This window comes from Streptomyces kronopolitis (assembly GCF_050953795.1).
Lineage (GTDB): Bacteria > Actinomycetota > Actinomycetes > Streptomycetales > Streptomycetaceae > Streptomyces > Streptomyces kronopolitis_A.
The window spans coordinates 4,790,272-4,808,807 of record NZ_CP191850.1 but is presented as its reverse complement, the minus strand read 5'-3'; the positions used below and the strand labels follow the sequence as shown (position 1 = coordinate 4,808,807).

Below are 18,536 nucleotides of genomic sequence, written 5' to 3'. Positions count from 1 at the left end.
AACGAGGCAGTGCCCCGCGACCCACGGGGCCACGGGGGAAGGGATCGGCGACAGCCGTCCGATTCGCCGGAAGTATCCGGGCACGGCGCGGCGGGACCGGCGCCGCCGTCAGATGCTGCCGACCACCTTGCGCGGGGTGACCCGGACGACGACCCGCGGGGCGTCACCGGACGAGGCGGGGTTGAAGTCCGCGTACGGCTTGCCGGTGTACTTCCGCGACAGCTCGTCGATCAGGTCCTGGCCGCCCTCGGTGCTGAGCGAGGCGGCGCCGCGCACCTCGGCGTAGGTGTACGGCGCGTCGAAGGGCTGGATGACGACCGAGACGCGGGGGTCGCGCCGGAGGTTGGCCTCCTTGCGGCGGCCGAGGGTGGTCGAGAACAGCAGGTCGTCGCCGTCCCGCTTCACCCAGACCGGGGAGACCTGCGGACTGCCGTCGGGCTGGATCGTGGCCACGGTCACGAAGACCGGGGAGTCCAGGAGCTGCTTGAGGTCGTCGGACAGGGTGGCGGTCACGAGGGGTCCTTCCTGCGGGCGCTTCCGGTGGGCACGAACACTCCGATCCTCCCCCAACAGCCGTGCGGCGCCCGGAATTCCCGCGCCATCCGGGGGAATTCCGGGCGCCGCCACACGCCTCGCGCCGCGCCGGGCCGTCAGGCCGTACGGAAGACCAGCGCCGTGGCGATCGCGGCCAGGCCCTCGGCGCGGCCGGTCAGCCCCAGCCCGTCCGAGGTCGTCCCGGAGACCGAGACCGGCGCCCCGGCGGCCGCCGAGAGCGCCTTTTGCGCCTCGTCCCGCCGCTTGCCGACCTTCGGGCGCACGCCGATGACCTGCACCGCGACATTGCCGATGGTGAAGCCCTCGGCCCGGACGATCCGCGCGGCCTCGGCCAGCAGCGTCACCCCCGAGGCACCGGACCACTCGGGGCGGCCGGTGCCGAAGTGGGCGCCCAGGTCGCCGACGCCGGCCGCCGAGAACAGCGCGTCACAGGCGGCGTGCGCGACCACGTCACCGTCGCTGTGGCCGGCCAGGCCGTATCCGTCGCTCTCCGCGGCGTCCCACAGCAGCCCGGCACACCACAGCTCACGCCCCTGCTCGAAGGCGTGCACGTCCGTGCCGACGCCGACGAGGGGCAGCACGGGGGCGGGGTGGGTCGCGCTCTGCTCAGACATAGCCATCGGTGGCCCTCCTGCGGGCGAGTACGGCCTCGGCCAGGACCAGGTCCAGCGGCCGGGTCACCTTGAACGCCTCCTCGTGGCCGGGGACGACCACGACCGGCGAGCCGAGCCGTTCGACCAGCCCGGCGTCGTCCGTGGCACCCTCGCCCTCGACGACGGTGTCGTGCGCCTTGCGCAGGGTCGCGAGGTCGAAGCCCTGCGGGGTCTGCACGGCCCGCAGCAGGGCCCGCTCCGGGGTGCCGACGACGGGCTCGGGCGTGCCCGCCGGCTGCGGCTCGACCTGCTTGACGGTGTCCGCCAGCGGCAGCGCGGGGACGACGGCGGGCGCACCGGCCCGTACGGCGGCGACCACCGCGTCGACCGTCTCGGCCGGCACCAGCGGCCGCGCGGCGTCGTGCACCAGCACGACCTCGATGGTGTCCGGGAGCGCCGCCAGACCGAGCTGGACGGATTCCTGGCGGGTCTGTCCGCCGGGGACGACCACGAGGTCGGTGCGCTCGGCGAGCGGATGCTCGTGCAGCAGGCGGCCGACCTCGGTGGCGCCGTCGGGCGGGGCGACCACCACGATGAGCGAGACGGCACGGGAGGCGGCCATCGCGCGCACGGCGTGCACCAGCATGGGGGTGCCGCCCAGGGTGCGCAGCGCCTTGGGGGTGCCGGGACCGAGCCGGACACCGCGGCCGGCGGCGGGAATCACCGCGGCGGTGCGGACCGGACGGGAAGGATCTGACATCGATGACTCCGGAGTCCGGGGCGAGCCCGGAATTGACGCAGACAGGTTTGTTTCCTCGGGCGGGGTGGGTATGGCCTGAGCGTGCCCCCGGCTCCTGGAGCGCGGGGGAGTGCCGGGCGCGACGCCTCGATCGGACCCTTCCGTGACACGGTCGAGACAGCTGCCCGGGCCCGGCACGCCACAGTGAGTCGGCGGTCCTCGGCGAGGTTCGTGAGTGCGTTCATGAACCGCCGATTCACCGGACAACAGCAGATATGCCGCAGCGCCCGGCAACAGACCACCCCGCTGGGGAAGCGGTCGTTACTCGGGCACCGCGGCATTACTACGTCGGCATTGCTATGTCGTCGCTGCGTCGGCCACTTCGCCGGCGGACGCGTGACCCACGCATGCAGGAACCTCACACGCTTGACCCACACACAGCGTCGTCAGGCACACGGCGTCGTCAGGACGCGAGCACCTCGTCGAGCAGGGCCTCGGCCTTGTCCTCGTTGGTGTTTTCCGCGAGAGCGAGTTCGCTCACCAGAATCTGGCGTGCCTTCGCGAGCATGCGCTTCTCACCGGCGGAAAGCCCGCGCTCACGCTCACGCCGCCACAGGTCGCGCACCACTTCGGCAACCTTGATCACATCGCCGGAAGCGAGTTTCTCGAGATTTGCCTTGTAGCGACGGGACCAGTTCGTCGGCTCTTCGGCATACGGTGCGCGGAGCACCTCGAAGACCCGGTCCAGCCCGTCCTGACCAACCACGTCGCGTACGCCGACGAACTCCGCATTGTCCGCTGGCACACGAACAGTCAAGTCGCCCTGGGCGACCTTCAGCACCAAGTAGGTCTTGTCCACGCCTTTGATCTGGCGAGTTTCGATGGCCTCGATCAGCGCGGCCCCGTGATGGGGATAGACCACGGTGTCGCCAACCTTGAACGTCATGTGACAGGTACCCCTTCCGTGGCTATCCATGCTAACACGGGAACGGGCCGTTCTGAATGGCGTTTTCGCAGGTCAGGGCATATCTCGGGGCTTGACAACAGTAACCGGAACGTGCTGCGAGGGGCCTCTGAAGAGAGGTATTCGCAGGTCGGAGGGGCTGCACGGGTGACTCGAAACACGTCCGTCACACGACGGGAGGGCACCGTTCGAGGGGCTGAACGTCCCGTTTTGCGCAGATCCACATGAGCGAGTTCCGCTACTCCGTTCGGCTGCTCGGAGACCTCTCCTGGGCGATTCTCGAATTGATCACCACGCGGCGGCCGAAGAGTGTGATCAATTCCGCGAGGCCTTCACATTCCCTGCGAATACTGCTTTTCGCCGGGGAACCTGAGGGCCGCCACCCGAACGGCCGCTTGTCGAAATTTCGGCCACGTTCTCGGTGTGCGTTCTCGGGGTGCGGCCGGATCCCTACGCCGACGCGTGCGCCCTCGGCGTGCCGTTCCGCGGCCCGTTGCGCGTGCCGTTGCACGGGTGTTTTGCGCGGAGCCCGTTCTGCGTCCCGTTCCGCGGCGGCATGCGGTGGTCGGCTTTCCGCCAACGCCCGGCGATACGCCCGGGATCCCGGGGGCGGAAACCGGACGCGGGCGGCGCCGGCGGGCCGCTGATCGCGCTGGGGGCGGGTCGGGTGCGGCGGCGTGAGGACGGCTCGGTAACCTAGCGGCGCTGACACACCCTTAGGGCGGCTTTACGCACCCGTCTCCATGACGCGTACGCAGTGCCGCCCCAGCCGTCCATCCGCGACCGGGCACGAAGTTCGGCCGCCGTAGCTCGTCAAGGAGATGCCGCCGCCGTGAGCCGCAGCCTTCGACGCGGCGTCCTCGCCGCCACCGTCCTTTCGCTCTCGATCGCCACGCTGTCCGCGTGCGGGGCCGGGAACGACGCCCAGACGCTGGAGGTCAAGCCGGACAACGCCGCGACCTCCGTCGGCGACATCAAGATCCAGAACGCGACGGTCATCACGCAGCCGGACGTGAACGCCAAGGGTCCGGCCGCGATTTCCGCGACGGTGTTCAACACCGGTGCCACGGACCAGAAGCTGACCGCGATCTCCGTCGACGGCACCGGCCAGTCGGCCAAGCTCTCGCCGGGCGGTTCCGGCAAGGGCCCGGTCACCGTGCCCGCCGGCGGCTCCATCGTGCTCGGCGGCAAGGGCGACGCCTCGGCCGTCCTGGCCAGCGGCCGGGAGGCCGTCAAGGACGGGAACGCCCAGCCGCTGACGTTCACCCTGAGCTCCACCGGCAAGGTCAAGATCAACGCCTATGTCGTCCCGGCGAAGAGCTACTTCGCGGGTTACGGGCCCTCCCAGCTGCCGCAGCCGTCCGGTACGCCGTCCCCGTCGGGCTCCGGCAAGCCCTCGGCGTCGGGCAAGCCGTCGGGTGAGCCCGGCGCGTCCGGGTCCGGCAAGCCCTCGCAGTCCGCGGGCAGCGGTCACTGACACCGCCTGCACAGCACGACGCCAGGGGCGCCCCTCCGGACCGGAGGGGCGCCCCTGGCGTATGCGGCGGCCCGTGCGCCGGGCGGCCGGCGCACGGGCCGCTCAGGCCGTTTTACGGCTCGAACTTGTAGCCCAGGCCGCGGACCGTGACGAGGTAGCGCGGTGCGCCCGGGTCGGGCTCGATCTTGGCGCGCAGCCGCTTGACGTGCACGTCCAGGGTCTTGGTGTCGCCCACGTAGTCGGCGCCCCAGACCCGGTCGATGAGCTGCATACGGGTCAGCACCCGGCCGGCGTTGCGCAGCAGCATCTCCAGGAGGTCGAACTCCTTGAGCGGCAGGTCGACCTTGCCGCCGGAGACCGTGACGACATGGCGGTCCACGTCCATCCGGACCGGGCCGGCCTCCAGGGCCTGCGGGGTGACCTCCTCCGGCTCCCCGCGGCGGCGCAGCACGGCGCGGATGCGGGCGACGAGTTCGCGGGAGGAGAAGGGCTTGGTGACGTAGTCGTCGGCCCCTATCTCCAGACCGACGACCTTGTCGATCTCGCTGTCCTTGGCGGTCACCATGATCACCGGGACGTTGGAGCGGCCGCGCAGCTGGCGGCACACTTCGGTGCCGGGCAGGCCCGGCAGCATCAGGTCGAGCAGGACGAGGTCGGCGCCGTTGCGCTCGAATTCGTCCAGTCCGTCGGGGCCCGTGGCCGCGATGGCGACCTCGAAGCCCTCCTTGCGGAGCATGTAGGACAGTGCGTCGCTGAACGATTCCTCGTCCTCGACGACAAGCACTCGGGTCACGGAAGGACCTCCGGGGCTGGGTGAGCAGGGAGTGGATCGTTGAAGGTCTCGTACGGGCGGTCCTCGTCGTCGAGGCCCTCCGCGGAGAGGTCGGCGGGGCGGTCGCGGTCGCGGCCGGCCCCGGCTTCCGGGAGACGGAGGGTGAAGGTCGAGCCTTGTCCCTCAGCGCTCCACACCGTGACCTCCCCGCCGTGCGAGGCGGCCACATGCTTGACGATGGCGAGACCGAGGCCGGTGCCGCCGGTGGCGCGCGAGCGCGCCGGGTCCACGCGGTAGAACCGCTCGAAGATGCGGTCCCGGTCCCTCTCGGATATCCCGATGCCCTGGTCGGTCACCGCGATCTCGATCAGGTCGCCGCCGGGGGCGGAGACCCGCCGTCCGGCGATCCCGACGCGGGTGCGCGCCGGGGAGTAGTTGACGGCGTTCTCGACGAGGTTGCCGAGGGCCGCCGCGAGCTGGCCGCGGTTGCCCCAGATGCTCAGCCCGTCGGTGGCGCCCCCGGGCCGTCCGCCGCCGGCGCGGGCGGCGGATCCGTCGGGACCGCCGATCGAGGTGGCCATGGTGATCTGCTTGGCGCCGGCCTGCTGGCGGCAGCGGTCGATCGCCTCGGCGACCAGCTCGTCGACCCGGACCGGCTCGGCGTCCTCCAGCGGGTCGTCGTTCTGCACCCGGGAGAGGTCGATGAGCTCCTGGACGAGGTTGGTCAGGCGGGTGGCCTCGTTCTGCATCCGGCCGGCGAAGCGCTCGACGGCCTCGGGGTCGTCGCTGGCGTCCATCACGGCCTCGGAGAGCAGCGAGAGCGCGCCGACGGGCGTCTTGAGCTCATGGCTGACGTTGGCGACGAAGTCGCGGCGGACCGCTTCTATGCGGCGGGCCTCCGTGAGGTCCTCGACCAGCAGCAGGACCAGCCGGGAGCCGAGCGGGGCGACTCTGGCGGAGACCGCGAGCGCCTCGCCGCGGCCGGTGCCGCGGCGCGGCAGATCCAGCTCGACCTGGCGTATCTCGCCGTCCCTGCGGGTGTCGCGGGCCATCTGCATCATCGGCTCGACGGCGAGCTTGCCGCCGCGGACCAGCCCGAGGGCGTAGGCGGCGGAGCTGGCCTTGACGACGGCGTCGGCCTCGTCGAGCACCACCGCGGAGGAGCGGAGCACCGACAGCACGGTGTCGACCCCGGGCGGCAGCACGGCGTCCGTGTGCAGGGAGGTGCGGGTGGGTTTGGCCTGGTCGCGTTCGCTCCAGCGGAACGCCAGCATGGCGAAGACGCCGGTGCACAGTCCGGCGATCGCTGCCACTGCGGCGACGGCCGCGTCCACGTTCATGACTCCAGGTTATGCGCCGGGTCGGACACTTCCCCAGGGGTGCGGGGCGCTGCCCGGACACCCGTCGCCCAGAGTTCACCGTGGCGTCCGCGCCGGTTCACTCCGGGGGCCGTGGTCGGGCGGGCGGCTGCCGGCCGGGTGTCCCTTGGGGATACGGCACGCGAGCCCCGCCCCGACGGAGTGTGGCCAGGTGAACCGGGCGGCCGGCCCGGCGGCCGGGGATACGTCGCCCAGAATTCACCTTCACGTCGGTGCCGGTTCACTCCCGGTGGCACCGCAGGTCGCGCGGCGCCCGCAGGGTAAGGGTGCGGGTGCCGGATCCCTTCCGCACCGCCGCGCGCCCGGACACCCGGAGTGACCGCGGCGCGACGGCCCCACCGGCCGCACCGGGACGGCGGAGCGGGCGCTCCGTGGAGCATCGGCTTCTGGGATGCGGCTCGCGCGGGCACAGACCGTGAGAGCGTGGGCAGAGGTTCATCCGTACCCGTCCACCTCCCACACCACCACTCGATCCGAGAGAAGGTCACAGATGCGGGACGCGTACCACGAGGAGCTTGATTCGATCGGCGAGGGCCTGGTCGAGATGGCCCGGCTCGTCGGCTCCGCGATCGGGCGCGCCACCACGGCGATTCTCGACGCGGACCTCAAGCTGGCCGAGAACGTCATCGCCGCCGACGAGAAGGTCGACGACCTCCAGCGGGATCTGGAGGCGCGGGCGATCGCCCTGCTGGCGCGGCAGCAGCCGGTCGCCACCGACCTGCGGATCGTCGTCACCTCGCTGCGGATGAGCGCCGACCTGGAGCGCTCGGGCGACCTGGCCCAGCACGTGGCCAAGCTGGCCCGGCTGCGCTTCCCGGAGACGGCCGTCCCGCGCGACCTGCACGCCACCATCCTGGAGATGGGGCAGCTGGCGCAGCGCCTGATGGCCAAGGCTGCCGAGGTCATCATCACCAAGGACGTCGACCTCGCGCTGCAGCTGGAGCAGGACGACGACGCGATGGACATGCTGCACCGCACCCTCTTCCAGCACCTGATGGACGACCGCTGGCAGCACGGCATCGAGACGGCCGTGGACGTGACCCTGCTGGGCCGCTACTACGAGCGCTTCGCGGACCACGCGGTCTCCGTAGCCAAGCGCGTCGTCTACCTCGTGACCGGCGAGCACGCCGATGAGATCGCCTCGTCGGCGGCGGCGGTGGAGGGCGCCTGACCGCGGCGGCGGGCGAAGGGAACGGGTCCGCTTCCCGCCCCGGCGTGCGCGGTGGACGTGTGCCTCCACGCGCCGTTGACGCGCCTGGTCACCCGGGCATGCAATGGGCACCAGGTGACCCCTAGGAGGCAATGCATGGCACCCATGGCGGACTCCCCCAACCCCGTGCCCCACGGCGCCCCGGCGGCCGTCGAGCGCCCGCGGCTCCCGCTGCTCGGCGCCTGCGGCTGCGGCCCCGGCTGCAGCTGCGGCTGCCAGTCGGGCGGCCCGTGCCAGTGCGGCGGCAGCTGCTAGCGACCCGACGGCACAGTGCGACGGCGGCCCCGACCGGTTGATCCTCCGGTCGGGGCCGCCGCTTTTGCCGTCGCCGTGGTGGTGCCGCCCCGGGGGCGGCCGGGGCTCACCGGTCGCAGCGGTCGGTCCTCTTCACAGGCTGAGCGGCACCGGATGGATCTCGTCGGCCTTGTGGCCGGCGCGCTCGTGGACGCGCTGGACGGCGTCCGCCGAGGGGGCGTCCGACAGGCAGAAGACGTCGCCGGAGTCGGGATCGGCCCAGGCGTGCTCGAAGTGCACGCCTTCCTGGGACTCGATGGCGAGGTCGGCCTGGTGCGCCGCCGTCAGCTGCTCGGCCGTGAGGCCCTCCATACCGCGGTGGATGTCCATGAACTTGGGCATCTGTCTCATCCTCCAGATTGCGGACATGTGCCCCCCTTCCATGCTGCCCCCGCACGCCACGGCACGCCGGGTCACGGCAACAGCCACCCCCGACAGCCACCCCGCCCCGCCCAGCACCGAGCCCCCCACCAGCGGGAAGACCACCGATGGGGGGCTCGGGTGACGCGGTGCGGGGCGGGCTACTTCTTCTTGCCCTGGTTCTTCACTGCCTCGATGGCGGCCTTGGCGGCGTCCGGGTCGAGGTAGGTGCCGCCGGGGGTGACCGGGCGGAAGTCGGCGTCCAGCTCGTAGGCGAGCGGGATGCCGGTGGGGATGTTCAGGCCGGCGATGTCCTCGTCGGAGATGCCGTCGAGGTGCTTGACCAGGGCGCGCAGGCTGTTGCCGTGGGCGGCGACGAGGACCGTCTTGCCGGCGCGGAGGTCGGGGACGATGCCGTCGAACCAGTACGGGAGCATGCGGACGACGACGTCCTTGAGGCACTCCGTCTGCGGGCGCAGCTCGGGCGGGAGGCCGGCGTAGCGCGGGTCGGAGAACTGGGAGTACTCGGCGTCACGGTCGAGCGCCGGCGGCGGCGTGTCGTACGAGCGGCGCCAGAGCATGAACTGCTCCTCGCCGAACTCGGCCAGGGTCTGCGCCTTGTCCTTGCCCTGGAGCGCGCCGTAGTGGCGCTCGTTCAGGCGCCAGCTGCGGTGGACCGGGATCCAGTGACGGTCGGCGGCCTCCAGGGACAGCTGCGCGGTGCGGATGGCGCGCTTCTGGAGCGAGGTGTGCACCACGTCGGGGAGCAGGCCGGCGTCCTTGAGCAGCTCTCCGCCGCGGACTGCCTCCTTCTCGCCCTTCTCGTTGAGGTTGACGTCCACCCAGCCGGTGAACAGGTTCTTCGCGTTCCACTCGCTCTCGCCGTGGCGGAGGAGGATCAGCTTGTACGGTGCGTCGGCCATGGCGTCGAGCGTAATCGAATCCCGTCGGGGGCCCTGCGGGGGTCCAGGACCTGGGCTTTCCGGCAACGGAAACGCCGCCGGGACCCTTTGCCGGGCCCCGGCGGCGTACCGCGCGGCTCATCGCCTCAGTCGGTCACGAGGCGGTGGGAGTCGGTTCAGCGGAAGGAGTGCGCCATCGCTCCGCCGCCGGTGTGGATGCCACCGATCGGACGGTAGTGACGGTGGTGGTGGCGACGGTGGTGGTGGTGCCGGCACTTGTGGTGGTGGCGACCCCAGCGGTGGTCGTCATCGCCTCTCCGGTGCTCGTCGTGACGGTAGCTCGACGCCGAGTATCCACCGTCCAGGTCACGGCCCTCGGCCGCGGACGAGGCGAGTGCGGTGGGAGCGGTGACCGCGAACACCGCGGTGATCACGGCTGAGGCGAACAAGGTACGGGCAGTGCGCATAGGAGAGTTCCTTTCTGCCTACTGCGAAGGGAGACACATCGTCGGCCATCTGCATCACAGTAGTGATATGACCCACAGTCAGCCTTTATGCCACGTTTCCTCCCGCGGGCACGTGCCACACGAGCGGAGGGCTGAGCTTTCCGGGTGGAGTGCGCCCGTATTTGACCCATCAGGCCCAACGGCGCGCCGGGATGAGGTTTGGGCCGTGCGTGGGGCGTACGCCGGGGCGGCGAAGAGCCCGCCCGTACGTCGCGTTCAGCTCTCCGGCTGTGTGCGTCCCCGGGTCAGGTGCGCGAACGCGTCCAGATTGCGGGTGGATTCGCCGCGGGAGACACGCCAGTCGTATTCCTTGCGGATGGCGGTGGCGAAGCCCATTTCGAGCAGGGTGTTGAAGCTGCCGTCGGCGTTCTCCAGGACGGTGCCCAGGAGGCGGTCGAGTGCGTCGGGGGTGACCGCGGCCAGCGGGAGCTTGCCGACGAGGTAGATGTCGCCGAGCTTGTCGATGGCGTAACTGACGCCGTACAGGCGGGTGTTGCGCTCCAGCAGCCAGCGGTGGACGGCGGCGTGGTTCTCGTCGGGGTGGCGGACGACGAAGGCGTTGAGGGAGAGCGAGTGCTTGCCGACGATGAGCGAGCAGGTCGTGGACAGCTTGCGGGTGCCGGGGAGGGTGACGACATAGGTGCCGCCGGTGGGGCTCTCCCATTCCAGGCCGGCGTCGTCCAGGGCCGCCTCGATCACCACGCGCGCGTCATCAGCCATGCGGTGATCGTAGGTGACGGCGTCGCTCCTGCATCGCGGCGGTGTACACCTCCGCGGTCGCCGCGGCGGCCGTGTCCCAGCCGAAGGACCGGGCATGGCGGGCGGCGTCGGTGCCCATGCGGGCGGGCAGCTCGGGGTCCGCGAGGAATCGGCTCAGGGTGCGGGCGTAGTCGGCGGGGTCGTGGCCGGCGACGAGGAAGCCGCTGACGCCGTCGCGCACGGCCACCGGCAGGCCGCCGACCGAGGCCGCGACCACCGGGGTGCCGCACGCCTGGGCCTCGATGGCCACCAGGCCGAAGGACTCGCTGTACGACGGCATGACCAGCACGGACGCGGCGCGGTACCAGTCGGCGAGCTGTTCCTGGCCGACCGGCGGGCGGAACTGCACGAGATCGGCGACGCCGAGCCGGGCGGCCAGCTTCTGCAGGCCCTCGGGCTTGGCCAGCCCGCTGCCGCTGGGGCCGCCGACGACGGGCACCACCAGCCGGGAGCGCAGCGAGGGGTCCTCGTCGACCAGGGCGGCGACCGCGCGCAGCAGGATGTCGGGGGCCTTCAGCGGCTGTATGCGGCCGGCGAAGAGCGGGATGACCGCGTCCTGCGGCAGGCCGAGGCGGGCCCGGGCGGCGGCCCGGCTCTCGGCGACCGCGCCTCCGGTGGGCCGGAAGCGGTCGAGATTGACGCCGGGGTGGACCACCGCGACCTTGCCGGGCTCGGCCTCGTAGTGCCGCACCAGCTCGTCGGACTCCTCGGCGGTGTTGGCTATCAGCCGGTCCGCGGCGCGCACGATCTGCGTCTCGCCGATGACCCGCGCGGCCGGTTCGGGGGTGTCACCGGCGGCGAGCGCGGCGTTCTTGACCTTGGCCATGGTGTGCATGGCGTGCACCAGCGGGGCGCCCCAGCGCTCCGCGGCCAGCCAGCCGACATGGCCGGACAGCCAGTAGTGGGAGTGGACCAGGTCGTAGTGGCCGGGGCGGTGGCCGGCCCAGGCCTGCATCACGCCGTGGGTGAAGGCACACAGCTGCGCGGGCAGCTCCTCCTTGGCCAGGCCCTCGTACGGGCCGGCGTCCACGTGCCGTACGAGGACGCCGGGGGCGAGTTCGACGGTGGGCGGGAGGGTGGCGGTGGTGGCGCGGGTGAAGATCTCCACCTCGATGTTGATCGAGGCGAGCTTCCTGGCCAGCTCGACGATGTAGACGTTCATGCCGCCGGCGTCGCCGGTCCCGGGCTGGTGCAGCGGTGAGGTGTGGACGCTGAGCATCGCCACCCGGCGCGGGCGGCGGGTCCCTCCCGGCAGGCGCAGCCGCGGCTGGCCGGCGAACTGGCCATGGGGACGGCCACGGAGCCGGGACACGTATGGGCTCACGTCGAGCTACCTCCTAGGCGGGACGGGCGGCGCGCCTCCGACCCCGTCCAACAACGGACCCGGGCCATCCCTTCCCGTCCCGGGCGCTCCGGCGGCACTTTGCCAAAGCGTGACCAAGTGTGCAGCGGGAGGACGCCGGGGAGCCGCCGGGCGGAGGGGCCGGGGGGCTTCGGCGGACGGGCCCCGGTACCTCGGCGGGCGGGCGGCACCCCGCCACCCCATACTCTCGACGGCATGGCCCGCCGCCCCTCCGTCTCCGCCGCCACGGCGCCCGCACCGTCCCGACCCGTCGGAAACGCCACCCGCGGGACCACCAACCCCAACCGGCTGCGCCGCATGGACCGCTGGATAGCGGCCGAACACGCTGCCGTGCTGCGCCGCGCAGCCGACCCCGTGGCGGTCGACCTGGGCTACGGCGCCGCGCCCTGGACCGCGGTCGAGCTGCTCGGGCGGTTGCGCACGGTCCGGCCGGACGCCCGGGTCGTCGGCGTCGAGATCGACCCGGCGCGGGTCGAGGCCGCCCGGTACTGCGAGCGGCCCGGGCTGGACTTCGTCCACGGCGGCTTCGAGGTGCCGCTGCCCGGCCCGCGGGGCCGGGCGCCCGTGCTCATCCGGGCGGCGAACGTGCTGCGGCAGTACGACGAGGACGAGGTGGCGGCCGTGTGGCAGCGGCTGTGCGCCCGGCTGGCGCCCGGCGGACTGCTGGTCGAGGGCACCTGTGACGAGATCGGCCGGCGGCACGTATGGGTGGCGCTGGGCCCCGAGGGGCCGCGCACGGTCACCTTCGCGGCCCGGCTCGGCTCCCTGCGGACCCCCTCCGACCTGGCCGAACGCCTGCCGAAGGCGCTGATCCACCGCAATGTCCCGGGCGAGGCGGTGCACTCCTTCCTCCGGGACTTCGACCGCGCCTGGGCCGCGGCGGCCCCGCTGGGCACGCTCGGCGCACGCCAGCGGTGGCGCGCCGCCGTCCAGGCGCTGGCCACGGACTGGCCGCTGGCCGGTGACCCCCGGCGCCGCCGCCAGGGGGAGGTCACGGTGCGGTGGGAGGCCCTGGCCCCCAGGGGCTGAGCCGGCCGTTTTCCCGGAGCGTGACCCAGGGGTGCCCCGGGCGCGACCTACGGGGGTGCCCCGGGGCGTGACCCAGGGAGTGCCTCAGAGGGTGTCCGCCCCCGCGGTGGCCGCGGTCCGCCGCTCCCCCGCCACCCGCGCCCCCAGCTCCCGCAGCCGCTGCTCCGTCCGCGATCCGCGCGGGGCGGTGTACGTCACCAGGGCCTGGTCGGGGTCGGTGCTCAGCCGGAAGCTCTCGAAGGTGATCAGCAGCTCGCCGACGTGCGGATGCAGGACGCGCTTGGTGCCGCGCAGGCACTCGTACACCGTCTGCGTCTCCCACAGCCGGCGGAAGTCCGCGCTGTGGTCGAGGAGTTCATTGACCACGGCGCAGATCCGCGGGTCGTCGGGGTGCCGGCCGCTGTCGGCCCGCAGATTGCCGACCACCTCCAGGGCCTTCGCCTCCCAGTCCGGGTGCAGGGCGCGCGCCACCGGGTCGAGGAAGACCAGCAGCGCGGTGTTCCGCCGGTCCGGGGCGAGGGCCGCCAGGTCGAAGGCGAAGGCACCGCCGAGCGCGTTCCAGGCCAGGATGTCCAGGCCGCGGCCGACGACCATGGCCGGGACGGTGGTGTCCATCGCGTCCAGCAGCTGCTGGATCTCCGGGCGCACGCCCTGCCCGGAGCCGGCGGGGCCGGGGTCGTCGGTGCCCGGACGCCGAGGCAGGGCCACGTTGCGCAGATACGTCACCTCGCCGCCGGTCAGCCGCAGCGCCCGGGCGATGGCGTCCAGCACCGAGTCCGAGATGGCGTGCGCGCGGCCCTGCTCGATCCGGGTGTAGTAGTCGACGCTGATGCCGGCGACCTGGGCGACCTCCTCGCGCCGCAGCCCGCGCACCCGGCGCCGGTTCACCCCGTCGGGCAGGCCCAGCTCGGCCGGGTCGAGCGCCGCGCGGCGCGCCTTGAGGAACGAGCCGATCTCGATTTCCGCGTACAGCATCGGTCCAGTATGCGTCGCGCGGCCGGTCGGGTGGTTCCGCCGGACCCGGGTCCGGACGGGCCTGGCCCGCTCCGTGCACGCACCGCAAGGTGGTGCTCACACACCTCGGGGGCGCCCCGGAGACGGCCCGGTCCGCGCACGCCGTGGGACGGCCCGCCCCGGCGCGCGCCCCCGAGCGACCCCTTCGACCCGGCACAAGGAGCGGCTCATGCGGCGCAGGATCCTCGGCGGCACCGGCATCTCGGTCAGCGAGTACGCGCTCGGCGCGATGATGCTCGGGGCCTGGGGCAACACCGACCACGACGAGTGCGTGCGGCTGGTGCACCGCGCGCTGGACGCCGGGATCAACTTCGTCGACACCGCGGACGTGTACGCCGCGGGCGAGTCCGAGGAGATCGTCGGCAAGGCGCTCCAGGGCCGCCGCGACGACGTCGTCCTGGCCACCAAGTTCTTCAACCCGATGGGTCCGGACGCCAACCACGGCGGCAGCTCCCGGCGCTGGATCGTCCGCGCGGTGGAGGACAGCCTGCGCCGGCTGGGCACCGACCACCTCGACCTCTACCAGGTGCACCGGGCCGACCCGGCCACCGACATCGACGAGACCCTGTCCGCCCTCTCCGACCTCGTACGGTCCGGCAAGGTACGGGCGATCGGCACCTCGACGTTCCCCGCCGAGCAGCTCGTGGAGGCCCAGTGGACCGCCGAGCGCCGCGGCCACCAGCGCTTCCGCACCGAGCAGCCGCCGTACTCGATGCTGGCGCGCGGGGTGGAGAACGCGGTGCTGCCGACCGCGCAGCGCTACGGCATCGGCGTGCTGACCTGGGGTCCGCTCAGCGCCGGGTGGCTGTCCGGCCGTGAGCTGTCGGCGAGTTCACGGGCCGGGATGGAGACCCGGAAGTTCGACCTCTCGGTACCGGAGAACGCCCGGAAGGCGGAGGCGGTGCGCGCGCTGTCGGCGGTCGCGGACGAGGCGGGCCTGCCGCTGCCGCACCTGGCGACCGCGTTCGTGCGCAGCCACCCCGCGGTGACGTCCGTGATCATCGGCCCGCGCACCCTCGATCAGCTCGACGGCATGCTGGCGGGCGCGGACGTCACCCTCGACGCGGACCTCCTCGACCGGATCGACGCCATCGTCCCGCCCGGCACCGACCTCAACCGCGCCGACAACTACTACACGCCGCCGGCCGTCGGGGACGCGTCGCTGCGGAGGCGGTGAGGGGCCCGACGGACGCGGTGCGGGGCCGGACCGCACTCCCCCGGGCGGGGCCCCCGCCGGCCTTCCCTGCCCGCCCGGAGAAAGACGGCTTCGCGATAGTCCCCATTAATTCGACGGTCACCCCGGACCCCCGTCCCGGCGAAATACCACGTGATTACCGGACCCGAATCCGCCGCGCCCGCGGACCCGCCCGCCCCTCCCCAAACGCGGCCCGAACCGTCGCCTTTTCCGGGAAGCGGCCGGCACCCTTCCACAGACGTCCGCCGGGGCCCCCGTCCACGGGGGTCCCGGCGGCCATTCCGGCTTTACCGGCTATTTCTTGGCCTTCCCGTAGGCCTCACGAATGGAGGCGGGCACCCGGCCGCGCTCGCTGATCTCGTACCCCTCCGACTTCGCCCACGCCCTGATGGCGGCGGTGTCCTCGCCGCCCGTGGCCTGCTGCCGCGACTTTCTGGACTTCCGCGTCCGGCGCCCCACCCGCGTGAACGGCGCGACGGCCTCCAGCAGCTTGTCGTAGCTGTCCGGGCCCAGGTCGAGCTCGTAAGTGACGCCGTCAAGAGACAAGGTGTGGGTGGTGACCTCGGCGGTCTCTTCACCCGTGAGATCATCCGCGTAGATGGTGATTACTTTCTGTGCCATGACGCGATTTTACGTCCCTTGCACGAAATCACCGCATCACGGATCCGACGGGCCGGTGACGGCTGCGCGGGCAGAATATTGCGGGCCTTGCGCATTGGCGTCCCTCGCTCAGGCGAGAGGGTGTTGCCAGATGAGCAGCGGATGGTCCTCGACCCAGTACGTGTGGAACCGGTCGGTGATATGGAGCCGGACGGCGGAGATGTCGGGGCTTCCCGCGTCCTGCCACGTGGCCAGCGTCCGTTCGATGCCGTCCCACAACGCCACGGGGCCGCCCTGGCGGACCGTCCAGGCGTCGCCGGCCGCGGTGAACTCGGCAAAGGATTCACGTCCCGGATCGAAGACGTACCGGAGCGGGGCGCCTTCGCGTGTCGCCGCGCGGACGAACTGGGAGCCCGGCGCGACGAGTTGGGTGAGAAAGGCGGGCATCCACTCCTCCAGCAGGGTGGGCGGGAACTCCGTTCGCCGCTCGCTGTCGGCGTAGGCCGTGCGGGCGGACAGATCCCCGCAGACCGGTGGCGCGGCCTGGGATCGTGCCTGCATGAAGGAGGAGGGGCCGGTGATCCTGCCCTCGGCGGTGCCGTCCGCGCCCACGACGACCTTGGCCAGGCCCGTGCCGTAGCCCCAGGAGCCGCCGACGGTGGCCAGGACGATGCCGCCCGGCTCGGTCTGCCTGAGCCACGTGTAGGGGATGCGGCGCACGGCGCAGGTGGCGATGACACGGTCGTACGGGGCGCGGCGGGGATGGCCGAGGAGCCCGTCCCCGGTCACGGCCCACGTCTCGAATCCGGCCGCCACCAGCGCGGCGTCCACGCGGGCCGACACGGCGGGGTCGACCTCCACCGTCGTCACGTTGTCCTCGCCGAGCCGGTGGCACATCAGGGCCGAGGAATACCCGGTGCCGGTGCCGATCTCCAGCACGTGGTGGCCGTCGTCGACCTCCACGCGCTCGATCATGTCCAGCACGGTGACCGGGGTGGTGGATGACGACGTGGGCGAGCCCGTCACGAGGTCGCTGACCTGGTCGGCGGTCAGGTGTCCGTCGAGCTGCGTGGTCAGGGACCGGTCGCTGTAGGCAATCTCCGCCCACTCGGCCGGATCGGACCCGAGTGGGCGGAGACCGGCCGCCACCGGCCGCCCTCCTCGGGCAGGAACACGCCGGGGTGCAGGAACAGCTCACGCGGTACGGCTTCCACCGCAGCTCGCCATGCGGGAGTGGTGAGGACCCCGGCCCTCTCCAGCCGGTCGGCGAGCGCACGCCGCTCGGGCGCGGTGTCAGTCATGGGTACTCCCTTGCGCCAGCAGAGCGGCGAATGCGCCGGACATGTCGAGTCCGGTCCGTCCCTCCAGCCACCCCCATTGGCCGTTCGGGTTCAGCTCCAGCCACCAGTGGTCCCCCGCCCGGTCCACGGCGAGGTCGAAGCTCCCGGACACCAGCCCGAAGTGATCCAGGAAGGAGAGCAGTGCCGTGCTGTCGGCTCGTCCGTGCCGCTGCGGTGCTGAGCCGCCGCAGGGCGGTCGGGGGGAGTCTGACTCCGCGACAACGGCCGCTCCTCTCTGTAGTCATTCCACTACCGGGGCGACTCAGGCTGGCCTACAGTCGGAAGCCGTTCAACTTGTCAGAGATGAAGGAAGCGTTGGCGAAAGCTCTTTGAATCGCAAGGAGTTGACGCCGGACCACAGCCCTCGGGAGGCCTTCGGAGCGCGTCTACGCAGCTCGCGGGAGGCACGCGGCTGGACGCAGGAGGAGCTTGCCGAGCGCCTGGGGTATTCGAGTACGCACGTGTCAGCGGTCGAAACTGGCCGCAAGCCCCCGACTCTGCGCATTTCGCGCAGTGCCGACCGCGTATTCGGCATCGCGGGCACCGTGGACACCTTCGAGCGGCAGTACCGCGAGATCCAGCACGGCAGCCTGCTGGAGGGCTTCCCGGAGTACCTCGACTACGAGGGTCGGGCAGCGGAAATCCGGCTGTATGAAGTGGGCGTTATTCCAGGGCTGTTGCAGACCCCGGAGTATGCATCCGTGCTCGCGGGGAGTCACGTCAAGCGCGGAGCGATCTCGCCCGAGCAGGCGGACGAGCGGGTGTCACTCGTCGCGGAACGACAGGCGACACTGCTTCGTACGCCCCCGCCGCTGGTCTTCGTGGTGCTGGACGAGAGCTGCCTACGTCGGCCCGTCGGTGGGTCGGCGGTCATGGAGGCGCAGTTGGCGCGCCTGATCGACAGCAAGACCCCGCACGGCCCCGCTCTCGCCTTCCCCGCCCAGCCGTGGTCGCACTTCGTCGAGTACGCGAAGGCGCAGGCCGTCTGAACCCCACACGCACACCCCAGGGCCCTCCCGGGCACCCCCGGGAGGGCCCTCACGCCAGGTGCAGGGCCGCGAGCAAGGCGTCCACCAGCGGGCGGTCGCGTTCCTGGGTGAGGCGGTGGCGGGCGTCGGTCGGGGAGAGCCATTCCATGCGGTCGACCTCGCTGTTGGGGGTGAAGGCGCCGGCGACGGCCTCGGCCGCCCAGTAACGGACCTGTTTGGGGCGGCCGTTGGCCACGTAGGTGGAGGTCGGCAGCGGCGCGCCGGGGCGGCAGGACATGCCGGTCTCCTCGGCCACCTCGCGCACCGCTCCGGCCAGGGCGCTCTCGCCGCGCTTCAACTTGCCTTTGGGGTGCGACCAGTCGTCGTACTTGGGGCGGTGGACGAGGGCGATCTCCAAGCCGTCCTCGCCGGCCGCGCGGCGCCACAGGACGCAGCCCGCCGCCCGTACCGGCCGCTGCACCACCGTCACGTCCTCATCCCCTTCCGGTCGGTCCTG

General features: G+C 72.1%; 19 protein-coding genes and 3 pseudogenes. 6 read left to right on the top strand and 16 right to left on the bottom strand.

Annotation, left to right across the window (positions count from 1 at the left end; genetic code table 11):
* Positions 1–108 precede the first annotated feature (108 nt).
* The 4 genes from ACQP17_RS21325 to ACQP17_RS21310 all read right to left on the bottom strand — a co-directional run bounded on the left by ACQP17_RS21325 (position 109) and on the right by ACQP17_RS21310 (position 2,833).
* On the bottom strand, positions 109–513 hold the full coding sequence (locus ACQP17_RS21325) for a PPOX class F420-dependent oxidoreductase (RefSeq protein ID WP_433857702.1): 405 nt from the start codon (positions 511–513) through the stop codon (positions 109–111).
* A 137-nt stretch (positions 514–650) separates the two neighbouring features.
* On the bottom strand, positions 651–1,175 hold the full coding sequence (gene ispF, locus ACQP17_RS21320) for a 2-C-methyl-D-erythritol 2,4-cyclodiphosphate synthase (RefSeq protein ID WP_433857701.1): 525 nt from the start codon (positions 1,173–1,175) through the stop codon (positions 651–653).
* Positions 1,162–1,908, bottom strand: a complete 747-nt coding sequence (gene ispD, locus ACQP17_RS21315; RefSeq protein ID WP_364879363.1) for a 2-C-methyl-D-erythritol 4-phosphate cytidylyltransferase — start codon at positions 1,906–1,908, stop codon at positions 1,162–1,164. The genes ispF and ispD overlap by 14 nt, the downstream gene beginning before the upstream one ends.
* A 442-nt stretch (positions 1,909–2,350) precedes the next feature.
* Positions 2,351–2,833 carry a CarD family transcriptional regulator gene (locus ACQP17_RS21310; RefSeq protein ID WP_003953493.1) on the bottom strand — a complete coding sequence of 161 codons (483 nt, stop codon included), beginning with the start codon at positions 2,831–2,833 and terminating at the stop codon, positions 2,351–2,353.
* 850 nt (positions 2,834–3,683) lie between these two features.
* On the opposite strand from ACQP17_RS21310, the gene ACQP17_RS21305 reads away from it, so the two are divergent.
* Positions 3,684–4,328 carry a DUF461 domain-containing protein gene (locus ACQP17_RS21305; protein ID WP_433857700.1) on the top strand — a complete coding sequence of 215 codons (645 nt, stop codon included), beginning with the start codon at positions 3,684–3,686 and terminating at the stop codon, positions 4,326–4,328.
* Between the two features lie 112 nt (positions 4,329–4,440).
* On the opposite strand, the gene ACQP17_RS21300 is transcribed toward ACQP17_RS21305, so the two are convergent.
* Positions 4,441–5,121, bottom strand: coding sequence for a response regulator transcription factor (locus ACQP17_RS21300; RefSeq protein WP_006603892.1), 681 nt, complete (start codon positions 5,119–5,121; stop codon positions 4,441–4,443).
* A complete protein-coding gene (locus tag ACQP17_RS21295) occupies positions 5,118–6,440 on the bottom strand; it encodes a sensor histidine kinase (RefSeq protein WP_433857699.1) in 1,323 nt (440 codons plus the stop codon). Before ACQP17_RS21295 ends, ACQP17_RS21300 begins: the two co-directional genes overlap by 4 nt.
* A gap of 529 nt (positions 6,441–6,969) precedes the next feature.
* Between ACQP17_RS21295 and phoU the strand changes: the two genes are divergently transcribed.
* Both phoU and ACQP17_RS21285 read left to right on the top strand, forming a co-directional pair.
* A complete protein-coding gene (gene phoU / locus ACQP17_RS21290; RefSeq protein ID WP_364879369.1) occupies positions 6,970–7,650 on the top strand; it encodes a phosphate signaling complex protein PhoU in 681 nt (226 codons plus the stop codon).
* Positions 7,651–7,785: 135 nt separating this feature from the next.
* Positions 7,786–7,944 carry a hypothetical protein gene (locus ACQP17_RS21285; RefSeq protein WP_364879533.1) on the top strand — a complete coding sequence of 53 codons (159 nt, stop codon included), beginning with the start codon at positions 7,786–7,788 and terminating at the stop codon, positions 7,942–7,944.
* A 132-nt stretch (positions 7,945–8,076) separates the two neighbouring features.
* On the opposite strand, the gene ACQP17_RS21280 is transcribed toward ACQP17_RS21285, so the two are convergent.
* The 5 genes from ACQP17_RS21280 to mshA form a co-directional block, all read right to left on the bottom strand.
* Positions 8,077–8,325, bottom strand: a complete 249-nt coding sequence (locus ACQP17_RS21280) for an SCO4226 family nickel-binding protein (protein WP_433857698.1) — start codon at positions 8,323–8,325, stop codon at positions 8,077–8,079.
* A gap of 179 nt (positions 8,326–8,504) precedes the next feature.
* On the bottom strand, positions 8,505–9,266 hold the full coding sequence (locus ACQP17_RS21275; protein WP_433857697.1) for a phosphoglyceromutase: 762 nt from the start codon (positions 9,264–9,266) through the stop codon (positions 8,505–8,507).
* 155 nt (positions 9,267–9,421) lie between these two features.
* Positions 9,422–9,712 carry a hypothetical protein gene (locus tag ACQP17_RS21270; RefSeq protein WP_433857696.1) on the bottom strand — a complete coding sequence of 97 codons (291 nt, stop codon included), beginning with the start codon at positions 9,710–9,712 and terminating at the stop codon, positions 9,422–9,424.
* Between the two features lie 255 nt (positions 9,713–9,967).
* Entirely contained in the window at positions 9,968–10,471 is a 504-nt protein-coding gene (locus ACQP17_RS21265) for a YbjN domain-containing protein (protein ID WP_433857695.1), read from the bottom strand.
* Entirely contained in the window at positions 10,464–11,834 is a 1,371-nt protein-coding gene (gene mshA, locus ACQP17_RS21260; RefSeq protein WP_433857694.1) for a D-inositol-3-phosphate glycosyltransferase, read from the bottom strand. Before mshA ends, ACQP17_RS21265 begins: the two co-directional genes overlap by 8 nt.
* A 234-nt stretch (positions 11,835–12,068) precedes the next feature.
* Between mshA and ACQP17_RS21255 the strand changes: the two genes are divergently transcribed.
* Complete coding sequence (locus ACQP17_RS21255; RefSeq protein ID WP_433857693.1) at positions 12,069–12,902, top strand: class I SAM-dependent methyltransferase; 834 nt, start codon at positions 12,069–12,071, stop codon at positions 12,900–12,902.
* 84 nt (positions 12,903–12,986) lie between these two features.
* Here the strand turns inward: ACQP17_RS21255 and ACQP17_RS21250 are convergent, their stop codons facing one another.
* Positions 12,987–13,877: a helix-turn-helix domain-containing protein gene (locus tag ACQP17_RS21250; RefSeq protein ID WP_433857692.1), complete on the bottom strand. Its 891-nt coding sequence runs from the start codon at positions 13,875–13,877 to the stop codon at positions 12,987–12,989.
* Positions 13,878–14,085: 208 nt separating this feature from the next.
* Here ACQP17_RS21250 and ACQP17_RS21245 point away from each other — a divergent pair, with 208 nt between their 5' ends.
* Positions 14,086–15,093 (top strand): aldo/keto reductase, encoded by a 1,008-nt coding sequence (locus ACQP17_RS21245; RefSeq protein WP_433857691.1) that lies wholly within the window; start codon positions 14,086–14,088, stop codon positions 15,091–15,093.
* 312 nt (positions 15,094–15,405) lie between these two features.
* On the opposite strand, the gene ACQP17_RS21240 is transcribed toward ACQP17_RS21245, so the two are convergent.
* From ACQP17_RS21240 to ACQP17_RS21230, 3 genes and pseudogenes are all read right to left on the bottom strand, one after another.
* A complete protein-coding gene (locus ACQP17_RS21240; RefSeq protein WP_433857690.1) occupies positions 15,406–15,732 on the bottom strand; it encodes a histone-like nucleoid-structuring protein Lsr2 in 327 nt (108 codons plus the stop codon).
* Positions 15,733–15,840: 108 nt separating this feature from the next.
* Positions 15,841–17,012: pseudogene (gene tgmC / locus ACQP17_RS21235) on the bottom strand (ATP-grasp peptide maturase system methyltransferase).
* Positions 17,005–17,196: pseudogene (locus tag ACQP17_RS21230) on the bottom strand (ATP-grasp ribosomal peptide maturase); the annotation flags it as partial. The pseudogenes ACQP17_RS21230 and tgmC, both read right to left, overlap by 8 nt.
* 184 nt (positions 17,197–17,380) lie before the next feature.
* Between ACQP17_RS21230 and ACQP17_RS21225 the strand changes: the two are divergent.
* Positions 17,381–17,953, top strand: a pseudogene (locus ACQP17_RS21225) (helix-turn-helix domain-containing protein); the annotation flags it as partial.
* A gap of 136 nt (positions 17,954–18,089) precedes the next feature.
* On the opposite strand, the gene ACQP17_RS21220 reads toward ACQP17_RS21225, so the two are convergent.
* Entirely contained in the window at positions 18,090–18,509 is a 420-nt protein-coding gene (locus ACQP17_RS21220) for an NUDIX hydrolase (protein ID WP_433857689.1), read from the bottom strand.
* Positions 18,510–18,536: the final 27 nt, after the last annotated feature.